Annotated in this window: 17 protein-coding genes; 9 read left to right on the forward strand and 8 right to left on the reverse strand. The window is 58.1% G+C overall.

What is annotated here, in order from left to right; all coding sequences use genetic code 11:
- The first annotated feature begins 2 nt into the window (after window positions 1-2).
- Window positions 3-227, forward strand: a complete 225-nt coding sequence (locus TU81_RS25910; RefSeq protein ID WP_048397311.1) for a DUF1161 domain-containing protein — start codon at window positions 3-5, stop codon at window positions 225-227.
- A gap of 64 nt (window positions 228-291) precedes the next feature.
- Here TU81_RS25910 and TU81_RS25915 read toward each other — a convergent pair whose 3' ends face one another.
- Window positions 292-1,293, reverse strand: coding sequence for an LLM class flavin-dependent oxidoreductase (locus tag TU81_RS25915; RefSeq protein ID WP_048397313.1), 1,002 nt, complete (start codon window positions 1,291-1,293; stop codon window positions 292-294).
- A gap of 238 nt (window positions 1,294-1,531) precedes the next feature.
- Between TU81_RS25915 and TU81_RS25920 the strand changes: the two genes are divergently transcribed.
- Window positions 1,532-1,963 (forward strand): OsmC family protein, encoded by a 432-nt coding sequence (locus TU81_RS25920; RefSeq protein WP_038980307.1) that lies wholly within the window; start codon window positions 1,532-1,534, stop codon window positions 1,961-1,963.
- Window positions 1,964-2,133: 170 nt separating this feature from the next.
- Window positions 2,134-2,367, forward strand: a complete 234-nt coding sequence (locus TU81_RS25925) for a DUF1161 domain-containing protein (RefSeq protein ID WP_048397315.1) — start codon at window positions 2,134-2,136, stop codon at window positions 2,365-2,367.
- A 6-nt stretch (window positions 2,368-2,373) separates the two neighbouring features.
- Here TU81_RS25925 and TU81_RS25930 read toward each other — a convergent pair whose 3' ends face one another.
- Together TU81_RS25930 and TU81_RS25935 are read right to left on the reverse strand one after the other, a co-directional pair.
- Window positions 2,374-2,793 (reverse strand): PA0061/PA0062 family lipoprotein, encoded by a 420-nt coding sequence (locus TU81_RS25930; protein WP_038980311.1) that lies wholly within the window; start codon window positions 2,791-2,793, stop codon window positions 2,374-2,376.
- 40 nt (window positions 2,794-2,833) lie between these two features.
- Window positions 2,834-3,250 carry a PA0061/PA0062 family lipoprotein gene (locus TU81_RS25935; protein WP_008008024.1) on the reverse strand — a complete coding sequence of 139 codons (417 nt, stop codon included), beginning with the start codon at window positions 3,248-3,250 and terminating at the stop codon, window positions 2,834-2,836.
- Window positions 3,251-3,308: 58 nt separating this feature from the next.
- Between TU81_RS25935 and TU81_RS25940 the strand changes: the two genes are divergently transcribed.
- Window positions 3,309-4,400, forward strand: coding sequence for an aminopeptidase (locus TU81_RS25940; protein WP_082157885.1), 1,092 nt, complete (start codon window positions 3,309-3,311; stop codon window positions 4,398-4,400).
- A gap of 89 nt (window positions 4,401-4,489) precedes the next feature.
- On the opposite strand, the gene TU81_RS25945 is transcribed toward TU81_RS25940, so the two are convergent.
- From TU81_RS25945 to TU81_RS25955, 3 genes are all read right to left on the reverse strand, one after another.
- Window positions 4,490-4,948: an REP-associated tyrosine transposase gene (locus tag TU81_RS25945; RefSeq protein WP_038980315.1), complete on the reverse strand. Its 459-nt coding sequence runs from the start codon at window positions 4,946-4,948 to the stop codon at window positions 4,490-4,492.
- A gap of 180 nt (window positions 4,949-5,128) precedes the next feature.
- Window positions 5,129-5,779, reverse strand: a complete 651-nt coding sequence (locus TU81_RS25950) for an HAD family hydrolase (RefSeq protein WP_048397317.1) — start codon at window positions 5,777-5,779, stop codon at window positions 5,129-5,131.
- Between the two features lie 45 nt (window positions 5,780-5,824).
- Complete coding sequence (locus tag TU81_RS25955) at window positions 5,825-6,370, reverse strand: gamma carbonic anhydrase family protein (RefSeq protein WP_038980318.1); 546 nt, start codon at window positions 6,368-6,370, stop codon at window positions 5,825-5,827.
- Between the two features lie 62 nt (window positions 6,371-6,432).
- On the opposite strand from TU81_RS25955, the gene prlC reads away from it, so the two are divergent.
- Window positions 6,433-8,523 (forward strand): oligopeptidase A, encoded by a 2,091-nt coding sequence (prlC, locus tag TU81_RS25960; protein ID WP_167344828.1) that lies wholly within the window; start codon window positions 6,433-6,435, stop codon window positions 8,521-8,523.
- Entirely contained in the window at window positions 8,520-8,807 is a 288-nt protein-coding gene (locus TU81_RS25965) for a YheV family putative zinc ribbon protein (protein WP_048397319.1), read from the forward strand. Before prlC ends, TU81_RS25965 begins: the two co-directional genes overlap by 4 nt.
- A 46-nt stretch (window positions 8,808-8,853) precedes the next feature.
- Here the strand turns inward: TU81_RS25965 and TU81_RS25970 are convergent, their stop codons facing one another.
- Window positions 8,854-9,498 (reverse strand): phosphatase domain-containing protein, encoded by a 645-nt coding sequence (locus TU81_RS25970; protein WP_038980322.1) that lies wholly within the window; start codon window positions 9,496-9,498, stop codon window positions 8,854-8,856.
- 245 nt (window positions 9,499-9,743) lie between these two features.
- On the opposite strand from TU81_RS25970, the gene TU81_RS25975 reads away from it, so the two are divergent.
- The 3 genes from TU81_RS25975 to TU81_RS25985 all read left to right on the forward strand — a co-directional run bounded on the left by TU81_RS25975 (window position 9,744) and on the right by TU81_RS25985 (window position 13,386).
- A complete protein-coding gene (locus tag TU81_RS25975; RefSeq protein WP_038980323.1) occupies window positions 9,744-10,802 on the forward strand; it encodes a PA0069 family radical SAM protein in 1,059 nt (352 codons plus the stop codon).
- A 244-nt stretch (window positions 10,803-11,046) separates the two neighbouring features.
- Window positions 11,047-11,778 carry a carbonic anhydrase gene (locus tag TU81_RS25980; RefSeq protein ID WP_038980324.1) on the forward strand — a complete coding sequence of 244 codons (732 nt, stop codon included), beginning with the start codon at window positions 11,047-11,049 and terminating at the stop codon, window positions 11,776-11,778.
- A gap of 81 nt (window positions 11,779-11,859) precedes the next feature.
- Window positions 11,860-13,386 (forward strand): SulP family inorganic anion transporter, encoded by a 1,527-nt coding sequence (locus TU81_RS25985; protein ID WP_048397322.1) that lies wholly within the window; start codon window positions 11,860-11,862, stop codon window positions 13,384-13,386.
- Window positions 13,387-13,538: 152 nt separating this feature from the next.
- On the opposite strand, the gene TU81_RS25990 is transcribed toward TU81_RS25985, so the two are convergent.
- The gene (locus TU81_RS25990) at window positions 13,539-14,189 is read right to left on the reverse strand and encodes a hypothetical protein (protein ID WP_048397324.1); all 651 of its coding nucleotides are present in this window, start codon (window positions 14,187-14,189) and stop codon (window positions 13,539-13,541) included.
- Window positions 14,190-14,224 lie beyond the last annotated feature (35 nt).

A 14,224-nucleotide genomic window follows, 5' to 3' on the forward strand; every position in this document is an offset into this window, starting at 1 on the left:
CCATGAAGAAGTTTATTTTGGCGATAGGTTTGTTGAGCCTTGCGGGAACAGCCTTTGCCCAGGGCAAGTCATGCGACGAGCTGAAAGCCGAAATCGCAGCGAAACTGGATGCCAAGGGCGTTTCCAATTACACACTGGAGATCATCGACAAAGGCGCTGCTGCTGACGGAAAAGTCGTCGGCACCTGTGAAAAAGGCTCCAGGCAAATCGTCTACAAGCAGGGCTGACCGCCCTCGAAAATGAAAAAGCCGACGCAATGGCGTCGGCTTTTTTGTGGGTGCGGTTTGCGCTTCAGCCCTTCATGAGCTGCGCCAGCAACTCATAGGAGTGCAGGCGATCGGCATGTTCGTACAGGTCACAGGTAAAAATCAGCTCATCGGCCTGAGTCTGTTCGATCAGCACTTCCAGCTTGGCGCGGATTTTCTGCGGGCTGCCGACCATGGCCAAGCCCAGGAAATCACCGACCGCTTCTTTCTCATGGGGCAGCCACAGGCCTTCCATGGTCTTCACTGGCGGGCGTTGCACCAGGCTCTGGCCACGCATCAACGCGAGGATTCGCTGATAAACCGAAGTGGCCAGGTAGTCGGCTTGCTCATCGGTGTCTGCAGCCACCAGTGGCACGCCGAGCATCACGTAAGGCTTATCCAATACCGCTGAAGGCTTGAAGTGGTTGCGGTAGACGCGAATTGCCTCATGCATGAAGCGCGGTGCGAAATGTGAGGCGAAGGCGTAGGGCAAACCGCGCTCACCGGCCAACTGCGCACTGAACAGGCTCGAACCCAATAACCAGATCGGAACGTTGGTGCCGGTACCCGGCATGGCAATGATCCGCTGATCCGGCGTGCGTGGGCCGAGGTAGCGCATCAGTTCGGTCACGTCTTCCGGGAAGTCGTCGGCGCTGCCGGAGCGCTCACGACGCAAGGCGCGGGCGGTCATCTGATCGGAGCCGGGGGCGCGCCCCAGGCCCAGGTCGATCCGTCCCGGGTACAGACTTTCAAGGGTACCGAACTGTTCAGCGATCACCAGCGGCGCGTGGTTGGGCAGCATCACGCCACCCGAACCGACACGAATGGTCGAAGTGCCGCCAGCCAAATAGCCCAGCAGCACCGAGGTCGCCGAACTGGCGATCCCGTCCATGTTGTGGTGTTCGGCAACCCAGAAGCGGTTGTAGCCGAATTTTTCGACGTGCTGCGCCAGGTCCAGGGAATTGTGCAGGGACTGGGCCGCACTGCCGTTCTCCCGCACGGGCACCAGATCGAGGGTCGAGAACTTGATATCGGATAGTCGTTTCATAAACCTGCTTCTCCAATGGGTAAGCAGGTTTTTTCACGAACGAAAACCTGCCGAGTCTATAAGCGTGTTCTATGCAATGAGGGCATATACCCGAGTTTCAATAGGAGAGACAAAATTCCTACACGATTAGCGGATCAATCAGATGAGGTGAACTTTGGCTGACGGTCTATCCTCAGAACCCTGGTAACCGAAAACCACGAAGGCGCGACGTTTCGCGCCGGATCTTGAGGAGGCAGACATGGCTATCACAAAGAAAGCATCGGCTCATTGGGAAGGTGATCTGAAAACCGGTATCGGCTCGATTTCCACGGAAACCGGCGTCCTCAGAGAAGCGCCCTACGGCTTCAAGGCCCGTTTCGAAGGGGGTAAAGGCACCAATCCGGAAGAGCTGATCGGCGCGGCTCACGCGGGCTGTTTTTCCATGGCGTTTTCAATGATTCTCGGCGAGGCCAACCTTAAGGCCGACAGTATCGATACCAATGCCGAAGTTACCCTGGACCAGGTAGACGGTGGCTTTGCAATCACAGCGGTAAAACTGATTCTCAAGGCGAAAATCCCCGGGGCGACCCAAGCCCAATTCGAGGAACTGAGCAACAAAGCCAAAGAAGGCTGCCCGGTCTCCAAAGTGTTGAATGCGAAAATCAGCCTGGATGCGACGTTGGTCAGCTGATAATGGGTTGATACGTTAGCGGGTAAAAGATCGCAGCCTTCGCGGGCTCCCTTCCGCAGGTTGCGGTCTTTTTTGCCCTGGAACATAACCTGACAGACAAAATTGTGGTCGAATAAATGACAGCAGCTTCAGCGCATCACCCTGCGCGCTGCCTTAAGGGAGCTTCAACCATGAAACGTTTTGCCTTGGCGGTTATCTGTTGCACGCTGGCCACATCGGCCCTCGCGGCACCGAAATCCTGTGAGGAACTCAAGGCCGAGATCGAAGCCAAGATCCAGGCCAATAACGTCTCGTCCTACACCCTGGAAATCGTCACCAATGACGAAGTGCACGATCAGAACATGGTCGTCGGCTCATGCGAAGGCGGCACCAAGAAAATCATCTACCAAAAAAATGACCGTTAATTCGTCTCACATGACGCAGTTGGTCAGTCGATCCTCGGCAACAATCTCCCGCTTGGCGTTGTACAGCCGGGCGCTGGGGGTGAACGCTATGGAACGCGCTTCCAGCAGGTAACGCTGGCCGGCCTCGAAATGGTCGTAGTTGATGGTCAAGTAGCACAGCCGCTCCAGCGGAGCGTTCATCAAGCCCGAGCCACCACCAAGCACTTCAAAATCGAAACGTACTCTCAGTTCATGGCTTCCCGGGGTGACCTGGAAGTAACGCCCGTCGCTCAGCCGCTGGTTGTCCAGCCGTTCGGCCATCAGTAGTTTCCCGCCGGGGCTCGGCGTAGCGAAGTCGACCCAGGCCATCTGCGGATCGACCGCCGGCAACGGACTCGTGCAACCGACAAAGGCGCCTGCAGCGAGCAACAGCAACAACCTGCGCATGATGAATTTCCCAAGGACTGATCATTCAGCATAGCGTCGATCAAGTACGTTGGCAGCCTGCCGGTGTGCCCTGCCCAATCACTTTTCGCTGTTGATCATAGAGCTTCGCCCACGGCCGAAAGCCGATATAGCCCGCTTGCAGCTGATATCGCTGACCGGCGTTGAAGTCCTTGAATTTCACATTCAGCTGGCAGTCGCGCCACAGCGGCTCGGCGTCGGGGCCAATGTTGGTCGGCTGGACTGCGAACAAGTAGCGAACCGTCAGCTCATGACTGCCCGGCTGTACCTCGAAGTAGCGCTTATCGATGGAAGCCTTGTCATCGACTTCCACCGCTTGCAGCGCGGTGTCTTCCTGCCGTGAATCCAGATCGATCCATGCCTGCGAAGGATCAGGGGTGGGCAGTCCAGCACAACCGGCCAGCATCAGCAGGCCTCCCGTCAGCATCAACTTGCGCATAGCGGAGCTCCAATAGGCGGGATAGTCTTGCGGGCAGACTTTCCAGGGATGATTCATTTTGATCAGGCCGCGTCCAAGCCTTGGGTTACTTGATCGCGTTTTACGCATTTTGTTTCCGGGGATGCTTCTTTTGTTATTTAACGGCTGCACCAGCATCAGCTATTACGGCCAATTGGCCAGTGGTCAGCTGCACTTGCTGCGGGCACGGGAGCCGGTTTCCAGTGTGATTGCCGATCCCGGTCGCGATCAGCAACTGCGCGCGCATTTGGCCCAATCACAAAAGGCCCGGACATTCGCCAGCCAACGTCTGCACCTGCCGGACAACCAGAGCTACCGCCTGTACGCCGACATCGGCCGACCGTTTGTAGTCTGGAACGTCTTTGCCACGCCGGAGTTTTCGCTGAAGCCGCAGAACCATTGTTTCCCCATCGCTGGCTGCGTCGCCTATCGCGGGTATTACAGCCAGAGCGCTGCCCGCGGTGAGGCCGCGTTGCAACGATTGCAAGGTATGGACGTGTCGATTGGCGGCGTCGAGGCCTATTCGACGCTCGGTTGGTTCAACGACCCGATCATGAGCTCGATGATGGGTTGGGGCGACGAACGGTTGGCCACGCTGATTTTCCACGAACTCGCCCATCAACGTTTTTATGTGAAAGACGACACCGAGTTCAACGAGTCCTTCGCCACCTTCGTCGAGCAGGAAGGCACTCGCCAATGGCGCGCATTCCGAGGCATGCCGCCGGACAACGGAGCTTTGGAGCAGCAACGCGACCAGTTCATCCAATTGATTCTGGACGCCCGCAAGAGGCTGGAACGGCTTTACGCCCTGCCGCTGCCTGCCGGGCAAATGCGCGAGCGAAAAGCGGCAGAGTTCGAACAATTGCGCCGTGAGTACCGGACGTTACGCGACAGCCAATGGGCCGGGAACAAACGCTACGATGCCTGGATCAACACCCCGATGAACAATGCTCGACTGCTCCCGTTTGGTTTGTATGACCAGTGGGTGCCGGCGTTTGCCGTGCTGTTCGGGCAGGTCGATGGGGATTGGGTGAGGTTTTATGCGGCGGTGGAGAAATTGGGCGCGTTACCGGTTGAGGAGCGTAAGGTGGCGTTGAAGGTGTTGGCGGGATCAAAGAGCCCCGGCGGCTGAGCGGGCCTCTTCGCGGGCAAGCCTCGCTCCTACAGGGGCCTTCGATCATCTGTAGGAGCGAGGCTTGCCCGCGAAGGCGTCTTTGAATGTCACAACCAAATTGCATCCCACAACGGATAATCCCCAATCTTCCCCACCAGCCCCGCTCGCAACGGATTGGCGACGATATATCGAGCAACTGCCTGCAAGTCTTCTTCCTTGCGAATGGCGCGATCATGATAGCCATGCTGCCAAACCGGACCTTGACGTCGAATCGAGCGATTGACTGTCACCGCAACCCGGGATTTGGTACGGGCCATCAATGTGGATAGTTGAGTGTTCTTTAACTCAATCAGCCAATGAAAATGATCGGGCATTACAACCCAGGCTAACGATGTTGCAAACTCTTCTCGCTCAGCCGTCCGAAAAGCATCGACCACCAGACGCCCATTCTTGAAGTTGCCAAACAACGGTTCTCGATTCAATACCACCGCAGTCAGCAGGTAAATCTGCCCTGCCTCCGAATATCGCCCGGTACGTAATCGATGAGCATGTTTTAGCTCCGGCATCGATGATCCTCCTTGATCGTGGCCTCAGTCTTTGAGGCTAGGACGATTAGAAGGGATTGGTATGAGAACAGTTGCTCAGGATGTGTCTGGGGACGCCTTCGCGGGCAAGCCTCGCTCCTACAGGGGCCAGGGACCTTCGATCATCTGTAGGAGCGAGGCTTGCCCGCGAAGGCAATTCAACTAACGCTGCAAAAATGCCTGATGCATCTCCTCCAGCGTTTCAAAGTGATACGCCGGTGCTTCGGCGCTCAACTCTTCCCGGCTGCCAAACCCGTATCCCACCGCTGCCGCATCCAGCCCATTGCTGCGAGCGCCGATCAGATCGTGTTTACGGTCACCGATCATCAGCGTATTGGCCGGGTCCAGGCCTTCTTCGCTCATCAAGTGCGCAATCAGCTCGACCTTGTTGGTCCGCGTACCATCCAGCTCGCTGCCGTAAATCACTTTGAAATGCCTGGCGAAGTCGAAGTGACGGGCGATTTCCCGGGCGAAAACCCACGGCTTGGAAGTCGCGATGTACAGCTGTCGCCCTTGCCCACCGAGGGTTTCCAGCAATGGCATGACGCCATCGAACACGCGATTTTCATACAGGCCGGTGACTTTGAAACGCTCGCGATAGAAGTTCACCGCTTCCCACGCCTTGGGCTCGTCGAAGTCGTAGAACTGCATGAACGCCTGCAACAACGGTGGGCCGATGAAGTGCTCGAGCCTGGTCAGGTCCGGTTCATCGATGCCCAGTTTGCTCAGGGCGAACTGGATGGAACGGGTGATGCCTTCGCGCGGGTCAGTCAGCGTGCCATCGAGGTCGAACAGTACGGTTTGATAATGCATGAAAATTCCTGAGCAATAGCGAGACGCTTTTCGTTATGAAAAGGCTTAGAGCTGGTCGTAGCCTTCGGCCAGATGCAGATCCTTGAGCTTCACGTAGTTCGCCGCGCTATAGGTGAAAAAGGCTTTTTCCTTGTCAGTCAGCGGACGGATCTGTTTCACCGGGCTACCGACGTAGAGGAATCCGCTTTCCAGGCGCTTGCCCGGGGGTACCAGGCTGCCAGCGCCGATGATCACATCGTCCTCGACCACCGCACCGTCCATGACGATGCTGCCCATGCCGATCAGAATCCGGCTGCCCACGGCGCAACCATGAAGCATGACTTTATGCGCGATGGTCACATCGTCACCGATCAGCAGCGGGAAGCCATCGGGGTTGAAGGGTCCGGCGTGGGTAATGTGCAACACGCAGCCGTCCTGCACGCTGGTGCGTGCACCGATTCGGATGCGATGCATGTCGCCGCGGATCACTGTCAGCGGCCAGACGGAGCTGTCTTCGCCGATTTCGACGTCGCCGATCACCACTGCCGAGCCGTCGACAAAGGCGCCTTTGCTCAACAGCGGCGTGTGGTTCTGATACTTGCGGAGGGTCACGATAGGCTCTCTCTCTTTTGCTGATAGCTGCGGTGAGCGTCGATTGTAATTAAGATGGGGCCATGTTTCTTCCCGCATGTTTTCCAGCCAAGGTGCCAACCGTGAGCGTGAACAACCCTCTTCTGCAGTCCTACGACCTGCCGCCGTTCTCGGCGATCCGTGCCGAACACGTACAACCGGCCATTGAACAGATCCTGGCTGACAACCGCGCCGCCATCGTCGATATCCTCAAAACCCAAGGTACACAACCGACCTGGGCCGGCCTGGTACTGGCGATGGATGAGCTCAACGATCGTCTGGGCGCCGCCTGGAGCCCGGTCAGCCATCTCAATGCCGTGTGCAACAGCGCCGAGTTGCGCGAAGCCTACGAGTCCTGCCTGCCGGCCCTGAGCGCCTACGCCACCGAGCTGGGCCAGAACCGTGAACTGTTCCAGGCCTATGAAGCACTGGCCAACAGCCCTGAAGCCGCCGGTTTCGACGTGGCGCAGAAAACGATCCTGGAACACGCCCTGCGTGACTTCCGTCTGTCGGGTATCGACCTGCCTGCGCCTGAGCAAAAGCGTTACGCCGATGTGCAGAGCAAACTGTCGGAGCTGGGCAGCCGCTTCTCCAATCAATTGCTCGACGCCACCCAGGCCTGGACCAAGCACGTCACCGACGAAGCTGCCCTCGCCGGCCTGACTGAATCGGCCAAGGCGCAAATGGCCGCCGCCGCGCAAGCCAAAGAGCTGGATGGCTGGTTGATCACCCTGGAATTCCCGAGTTACTACGCGGTGATGACCTACGCCCAGGACCGCGCCCTGCGTGAAGAACTCTACGCCGCCTACTGCACCCGTGCGTCGGACCAAGGCCCGAATGCCGGTCAGAATGACAACGGCCCGGTCATGGAAGAAATCCTCGACCTGCGTCAGGAACTGGCAAAACTATTGGGCTTCACCAGCTTCTCGGAGCTGAGCCTGGCCACCAAAATGGCCGAGTCCAATGATCAGGTGCTGAGTTTCCTACGCGACCTGGCCAAACGCAGCAAGCCGTTCGCCGCCCAGGATCTGCAACAGCTCAAGGCCTACGCCGCCGAGCAAGGTTGCCCGGACCTGCAAAGCTGGGACAGTGGTTTCTACGGTGAAAAACTTCGCGAGCAGCGCTACAGCGTCGCCCAGGAAACCCTTCGCGCGTACTTCCCGATCGACAAGGTTTTGGGTGGGCTGTTCAGCATTGTCCAGCGCCTGTACGGCATCGAGATCGCCGAGCTGAAAGGCTTCGATACCTGGCACCCGGACGTTCGCCTGTTCGAAATCAAGGAAAACGGCCAGCACGTCGGCCGGTTCTTCTTCGACCTGTATGCCCGCGCCAACAAGCGCGGCGGTGCCTGGATGGACGGCGCTCGCGATCATCGCCGCACGATCAATGGCGTGCTGCAAAGCCCGGTGGCGAATCTGGTGTGCAACTTCACCCCCGCCGACAGCGGCAAGCCAGCCCTGCTGACCCACGATGAAGTGACCACCCTGTTCCACGAATTCGGTCATGGCCTGCATCACCTGCTGACTCGCGTCGAGCATGCTGGCGTGTCCGGCATCAATGGCGTGGCTTGGGATGCGGTCGAGCTGCCAAGCCAGTTCATGGAAAACTGGTGCTGGGAGCCGGAAGGTCTGGCGCTGATTTCCGGTCACTACGAAACCGGCGAGCCGTTACCCCAGGATTTGCTGGAGAAAATGCTCGCGGCGAAGAACTTCCAGTCCGGCCTGATGATGGTCCGCCAGCTGGAATTCTCGCTGTTCGACTTCGAATTGCACGCCACTCACGGCGACGGTCGTAGCGTGCTGCAAGTGCTCGAAGGTGTGCGCGACGAGGTCTCGGTCATGCGTCCGCCGGCCTACAACCGTTTCCCCAATAGCTTCGCCCACATCTTTGCCGGCGGTTACGCGGCGGGTTACTACAGCTATAAATGGGCTGAAGTATTGTCGGCCGATGCCTTCTCGAAATTCGAAGAAGAGGGCGTGCTCAATGCCGAGACCGGTCGCGCCTTCCGCGAAGCGATCCTGGCACGGGGCGGTTCCCAGGAACCAATGGTGCTGTTCGTCGACTTCCGTGGCCGTGCCCCATCGATTGACGCACTCTTGCGTCACAGCGGCCTGAGTGAGGACGCGGCAGCATGAGTGAGGGACCTGTGATTACCAAAAAACGCTTTATCGCGGGGGCGGTCTGCCCGGCCTGCAGCGAGCCGGACAAGTTGATGATGTGGAGCGAAGATGCCGTTCCGCATCGCGAGTGCGTGGCCTGCGGTTATTCCGACACGCTGAATGAACAAGGTCTATCGGTGCCCAAGGAATTGGGCACGCGGGTCAATACTTCGGCACTCAAGGTGCCGGACGCCAAGGTCCAGGCCGTGCAGTTTTTCCCGAACCCGAAGTTGAAGAAGAAGCCAGACGAGCAACACTGAGTGCTGGAAACAACCTTCCACTGCGCAATGCAGTGGGAGGTATTACTTACTCGACATGGGCCGATTTGAACCAGTTCTTCATCGAGCAACTGGCAAATGGACTCGTGCTGCAATCACCGTTGGCCAGGGCCGTACGAAGTTTGTCGACATCGACCTGCATCATGTAACGCACTCCTTCCTTGAAATGGGTGCTGTCACCAAAGCCGCCTTGGGTCATTTCATTCAGAGCGTCTTCCTTGCTCCAACCCTGCACAACCACCCGGTACATTGCAGCCATCAGGCCGGTGCGATCAGAGCCGTGCTTGCAGTGCATAAGCACAGGACCTTTGGTTTCGGCGGTCTGAATCGTGCGGAGGGCCTTGAGCACATCCGCATCATCCACGTGATTGGTGCGATAAGGCAGCTGTACCTGTGCGATACCTGGCGTGGATAACCAGCGTGAATCCGATTCGGGCAGGAAGTTGATAACGGTTGCGACCTTGAGCCTTTCCAGTAACGGCACCGCTCCCTGATCCGGCAATGCGCTGCGATAGAGCGTCGGGGACATTTGATAGAGGTTGTATTGCACCTCGACTGATTGAGCCCACTCTGCCGGGCGAGGCAAAGCAGTGTCGTCAGCGAATACCGGTGTCAGGTTGAAAAATGCGATCAGCGATAGGCCCATCACAGAGATATAACGCGGTAGGGGCATGCTCGGGACCGTTCAGGGAGAGGCTGGATATTGGCGTCGAGTTTGCGCCCTGAACGGTCAAAGGGCTGTGAGGGAGGTGTCAATGAAACGTGAAACGATTCTGCCGGATTGTCTGACAGCCAATGAGCGTCGAATTCTGGTTCTTCACCATCTTCCAGATCCAGTAATTCAATTCGCCGAACGGCACTAGCCCGCCGACATTCCTCGAGATACTGTATGCACATACAGCAATCAGGATCTCTCCCATGAATGCGCCATTGCCCCCTCGCGGCCGCGGCACCGCCACCAACCCGCATAACCGCTTCGCGCCTAACCGTTCAGTGGCCGAGGACGACGGCTGGTATCAGGAAGCGCCGATAACCCAAGGCACCGAAGTGCGCATTGAGACGGCAAAAACCATCATCACCCGCAACAACTCGCCAGACTTGCCCTTCGATCGTTCGATCAATCCCTATCGCGGCTGCGAGCACGGCTGCATCTATTGCTACGCACGGCCCAGCCACGCCTATTGGGACCTGTCACCGGGGCTGGATTTCGAAACCAAACTGATCGCCAAGACCAACGCCGCCGATGTGCTGGAAGAACAACTGTCCAAGCGCGGCTATCAATGCGCGCCGATCAACCTGGGCTCAAACACTGATCCTTATCAGCCGATCGAACGCGAACACAGAATCACCCGCAAGACACTCGAAGTGCTGCTGCGTTACCGCCATCCGGTGACCATCATCACCAAGGGCTCGCTGATTCTTCGCGATCTGGACTTGCTGGCCGAACTCGCCGAACAAAGGCTGGTGGCGGTGATGATCAGCCTGACCACGCTGGATGATGAACTCAAACGCATCCTCGAACCGCGCGCCGCAGCACCCAAGGCACGACTGCGAGCGATCCGGGTGATGCGCGAAGCCGGGATTCCGGTGGGCGTTTTGTGCTCACCGATGATTCCAATGATCAACGACTGCGAACTCGAAAGCCTGCTGACCGAAGCCCATGCGGCCGGCGCGCAAAGTGCGGCCTACATGATGTTGCGCCTGCCGCTGGAAGTGGCGCCGCTGTTCGAAGAGTGGCTGGCCGCCCACTATCCTCAGCGCGCAGCGCATGTGTTGAGCCTGATCCGCCAAAGCCGTGGTGGCGAACTCTACGACAGCCGGTTCGGTGCCAGAATGCGCGGTGAAGGACCGTTTGCCGATCTGTTGGCGCAGCGCTTCGCCAAAACCATCAAGCGCCTGGGGCTCAATCGTCGGGAAGGTTTCAATCTGGATTGCGAAGCCTTTTGTCCGCCGGGTCGCCAAATGTCGTTGATTTAAGGACAATCGAACCTATGGTTTAGAAGAGAAAACGATACGCCGCGTTTAGGCTGGTCACGTTTTTGGTGACCTGGAACACTCGTTCTAGAGCGTTTTATTCAGTTTGAGTTAAGTTTCAACGGCTACCTTGTTCATCGAGTGACTGATGGGTCTGGCTTTTCGACCTGGATGTTTTTTAAACAGCCACTGGCTTCATATCGGACAAAACGGGAAAATTCCCTGACTCCGCCAAAGAGGATGAATTATGAGTGACAAGGATAAACAGCCGTTGGCTGTGTCGGCTTCAGCCCAACCCGAGGCGGAAACCGCCGATGCAGCGCTGCAGCATATCGTTGACGGCTTTTTGCACTTTCATCACGAGATCTTTCCGCAGCAGGAAGAACTCTTCAAAAAACTCGCCACGGCCCAGCGGCCTCGGGCGATGTTCATCGCGTGTGCCGATTCACGCATTGTTCCCGAACTGATTACCCAAAGCGCCCCTGGCGACTTGTTCGTAACCCGCAACGTCGGCAACGTCGTACCGCCCTATGGGCAAATGAACGGCGGTGTTTCCACGGCTATCGAATATGCAGTGCTGGCCCTCGGCGTGCAGCACATCATTATCTGCGGGCACTCTGACTGTGGCGCGATGCGCGCAGTACTCAACCCGCAGAGCCTGGAAAAGATGCCGACGGTAAAGGCCTGGTTGCGTCATGCCGAAGTGGCGAAAACCATGGTTCAGGACAACTGCCATTGCACTGACGAAAACGAGAGCATGCATATCCTCACCGAGGAGAATGTGATCGCTCAGTTGCAGCATTTGCGCACACACCCGTCGGTGGCCTCGCGCATGGCCAATGGTCAGCTGTTTATCCATGGTTGGGTCTACAACATCGAAACCAGCGAAATCAAAGCTTACGACGCGGATCAGGGTTGTTTCCTGCCGCTCGATGGCAGCCATCCGATTCCGGTGGCGACGCCCAAAGCGCGCTTCTAAATCCTCCGTGTGGTTTAGCCGAGGCTGCTGATCCAGCAGCCTGGCTTTGCCATGCCTGAAGAAAACTTTGGGAGAGTCACCATGCGTGCTACTCAATTAAAAGCTGTTCTGCCACGGGAGCTACTGGCTTCGGTGGTTGTGTTTCTGGTCGCCCTGCCCTTGTGCATGGGTATCGCCATCGCCTCGGGGCTGCCACCGTCCAAAGGACTGATCACTGGCATCATCGGTGGTCTGGTGGTCGGCTGGCTTGCCGGATCACCGCTGCAAGTCAGCGGCCCGGCAGCGGGTCTGGCGGTATTGGTGTTCGAACTGGTGCGCCAGCATGGTATTGCCATGCTCGGGCCGATCCTGCTACTGGCGGGTTTTCTGCAGTTGGTTGCCGGACGTTTGAAGCTGGGGTGCTGGTTTCGGGTCACCGCGCCAGCGGTGGTGTACGGCATGCTCGCCGGGATTGGGGTGCTGATCGTGCTGTCACAAGTGCATGTGATGCTCGATGCCGTTCCCAAGCCGTCGGGGCTGGATAACCTGGCGGCCTTCCCCGCTGCAGTGATTCAGGCTTTGCCGTCGTTTGGCTGGCAAGCGGGTTTGCTCGGGCTGTCGACCATTGCCGTGATGTGGCTGTGGGAAAAATTCCGCCCGCACTCCCTGCGTTTCGTTCCTGGAGCATTACTGGGGGTTGGTCTGGCAACGGTCGCCAGCCTGATGCTCGCCTTGCAGGTCAAACGTGTAGAGGTCCCGGCCAACCTGGCGGAAGCCATCGATTGGCTGCGCCCGGCAGACTTGCTCAATCTCGCCGACCCGACTCTGCTGATCGCTGCCTTCGCCGTGGCCTTTATCGCCAGCGCCGAAACCCTGCTCTCGGCCGCGGCTGTGGACCGCATGCACAGCGGCCAGCGCTCGGACTTCGACCGCGAATTATCGGCGCAAGGCGTGGGCAACATGCTGTGTGGTCTGCTCGGCGCGCTGCCGATGACCGGGGTGATCGTGCGCAGTTCGGCCAACGTCCAGGCCGGCGCCACCACTCGACTGTCGACGGTGTTCCATGGTCTGTGGTTGCTGGCTTTCGTCCTGCTGCTATCGAGCGTGCTGCAAAGCATTCCGGTGGCAAGCCTGGCGGGGGTTCTGGTTTACACCGGTTTCAAACTGGTAGACCTCAAGGCCTTTCGCGGTCTGGGTCGTTATGGCCGGATGCCGATGTTCACCTATGCGGCGACCGCACTGGCAATCATCTTCACTGACCTGCTGACCGGCGTGCTGATCGGCTTCGGCCTGACACTGGCCAAACTGGCCTGGAAGGCTTCGCGCCTGAAAATCAGCCTGATCGATCTGCCGGCGGACGGCGAGATGGAGTTGCGACTGGTGGGGGCGGCGACCTTTCTCAAGGTACCGGCGCTGACCCAAGTGCTGGGGAGCATTCCGGCAGGCGCAACGGTGCATGTGCCGCTCAATAACCTGAGCTATATCGATCACTCATGCCTTGAGTTGCTGGAGGAGTGGGGTCGGGCCAATGCGGCCAAGGGTTCGAAGCTGTTAATTGAAGCACGGGGGTTGAAGCGCAGGCTTGAAGGACGGTTACGTACCACAACCGGAGTAGGCTCAGCCGCTTAAAAACAATGTGGGAGCAACTGTGGCGAGGGGGCTTGCCCCCGTTCGGCTGCGAAGCAGTCGCAAAGCTTTTGGGGCCGCTTCGCGACCCAACGGGGGCAAGCCCCCTCGCCACAGAAGCCCGCTCCCACAGGTGTTCAATTGCTACCGTTGAATCAAGCCGCTGGCTGATCCAGCTCAAGGCCCACGCCCAATTGGCGCGACAGGCACGGCCAGCGCTTCCACGCGGCGCCGGTGTCCGGGCTGTTGAGTTTCTCGCGGTAGGCCTCTACCGACTCCAGCGCGAAACTTTCATCGTTAAGCATCTCGTCCACAGCGTGATGCACTGCCTCATCCAGTTGATTGGCAAACTCTTCGCCAATCAGTTGGTGGGCAATCAGGTTGGCAACAGTCATGTCCAAGGGGATCAATGGCTGGCCAAAATGCTTGATGTACAGGTCGTTGACCTCTTCGACCAACCGATGCGCCAGATAAGCTTCGTCCAGCAGGCCGTCCAGGCCGATATGACCGGCCATGATCGCTGGCGGCTGGAGAAAGAACTGCTCGGCGATTTTCAATACCGGCTTGATCTGCGATTCAATGCCCGCTTCCCTGGCGACTTCATTGGCTGCATCCAGCAGGTCCGGCACTTGTTCTATATACGCGGCCACAAAACGCGTCATTACGCCATTGGCATCGACATCCGGCAATTGGATGGCGGAGTGAAGGTGTGGCAGTTGGGTTTCCAACTGACGAGTCAACAGGCCGGTCTCGGCCTCATGTTGTTGGGCTTTTTGGATCTGCTCGCGCAATGCGGCGGTGTTCATGAAAACTCCAGGAAACGAAGGCAATGAAATAGGGA

Source organism: Pseudomonas lini, from assembly GCF_001042905.1.
In the GTDB taxonomy this organism is placed as follows: domain Bacteria; phylum Pseudomonadota; class Gammaproteobacteria; order Pseudomonadales; family Pseudomonadaceae; genus Aquipseudomonas; species Aquipseudomonas lini.

Bases quoted from the DNA above. Each gene is read 5' to 3' on its own strand.
- TU81_RS25910 (WP_048397311.1), top strand. From the start codon at position 3: ATGAAGAAGTTTATTTTGGCGATAGGTTTGTTGAGCCTTGCGGGAACA.
- TU81_RS25915 (WP_048397313.1), bottom strand. From the start codon at position 1,293: ATGAAACGACTATCCGATATCAAGTTCTCGACCCTCGATCTGGTGCCC.
- TU81_RS25920 (WP_038980307.1), top strand. From the start codon at position 1,532: ATGGCTATCACAAAGAAAGCATCGGCTCATTGGGAAGGTGATCTGAAA.
- TU81_RS25925 (WP_048397315.1), top strand. From the start codon at position 2,134: ATGAAACGTTTTGCCTTGGCGGTTATCTGTTGCACGCTGGCCACATCG.
- TU81_RS25930 (WP_038980311.1), bottom strand. From the start codon at position 2,793: ATGCGCAGGTTGTTGCTGTTGCTCGCTGCAGGCGCCTTTGTCGGTTGC.
- TU81_RS25935 (WP_008008024.1), bottom strand. From the start codon at position 3,250: ATGCGCAAGTTGATGCTGACGGGAGGCCTGCTGATGCTGGCCGGTTGT.
- TU81_RS25945 (WP_038980315.1), bottom strand. From the start codon at position 4,948: ATGCCGGAGCTAAAACATGCTCATCGATTACGTACCGGGCGATATTCG.
- TU81_RS25950 (WP_048397317.1), bottom strand. From the start codon at position 5,779: ATGCATTATCAAACCGTACTGTTCGACCTCGATGGCACGCTGACTGAC.
- prlC (WP_167344828.1), top strand. From the start codon at position 6,433: ATGTTTCTTCCCGCATGTTTTCCAGCCAAGGTGCCAACCGTGAGCGTG.
- TU81_RS25965 (WP_048397319.1), top strand. From the start codon at position 8,520: ATGAGTGAGGGACCTGTGATTACCAAAAAACGCTTTATCGCGGGGGCG.
- TU81_RS25970 (WP_038980322.1), bottom strand. From the start codon at position 9,498: ATGCCCCTACCGCGTTATATCTCTGTGATGGGCCTATCGCTGATCGCA.
- TU81_RS25975 (WP_038980323.1), top strand. From the start codon at position 9,744: ATGAATGCGCCATTGCCCCCTCGCGGCCGCGGCACCGCCACCAACCCG.
- TU81_RS25980 (WP_038980324.1), top strand. From the start codon at position 11,047: ATGAGTGACAAGGATAAACAGCCGTTGGCTGTGTCGGCTTCAGCCCAA.
- TU81_RS25985 (WP_048397322.1), top strand. From the start codon at position 11,860: ATGCGTGCTACTCAATTAAAAGCTGTTCTGCCACGGGAGCTACTGGCT.
- TU81_RS25990 (WP_048397324.1), bottom strand. From the start codon at position 14,189: ATGAACACCGCCGCATTGCGCGAGCAGATCCAAAAAGCCCAACAACAT.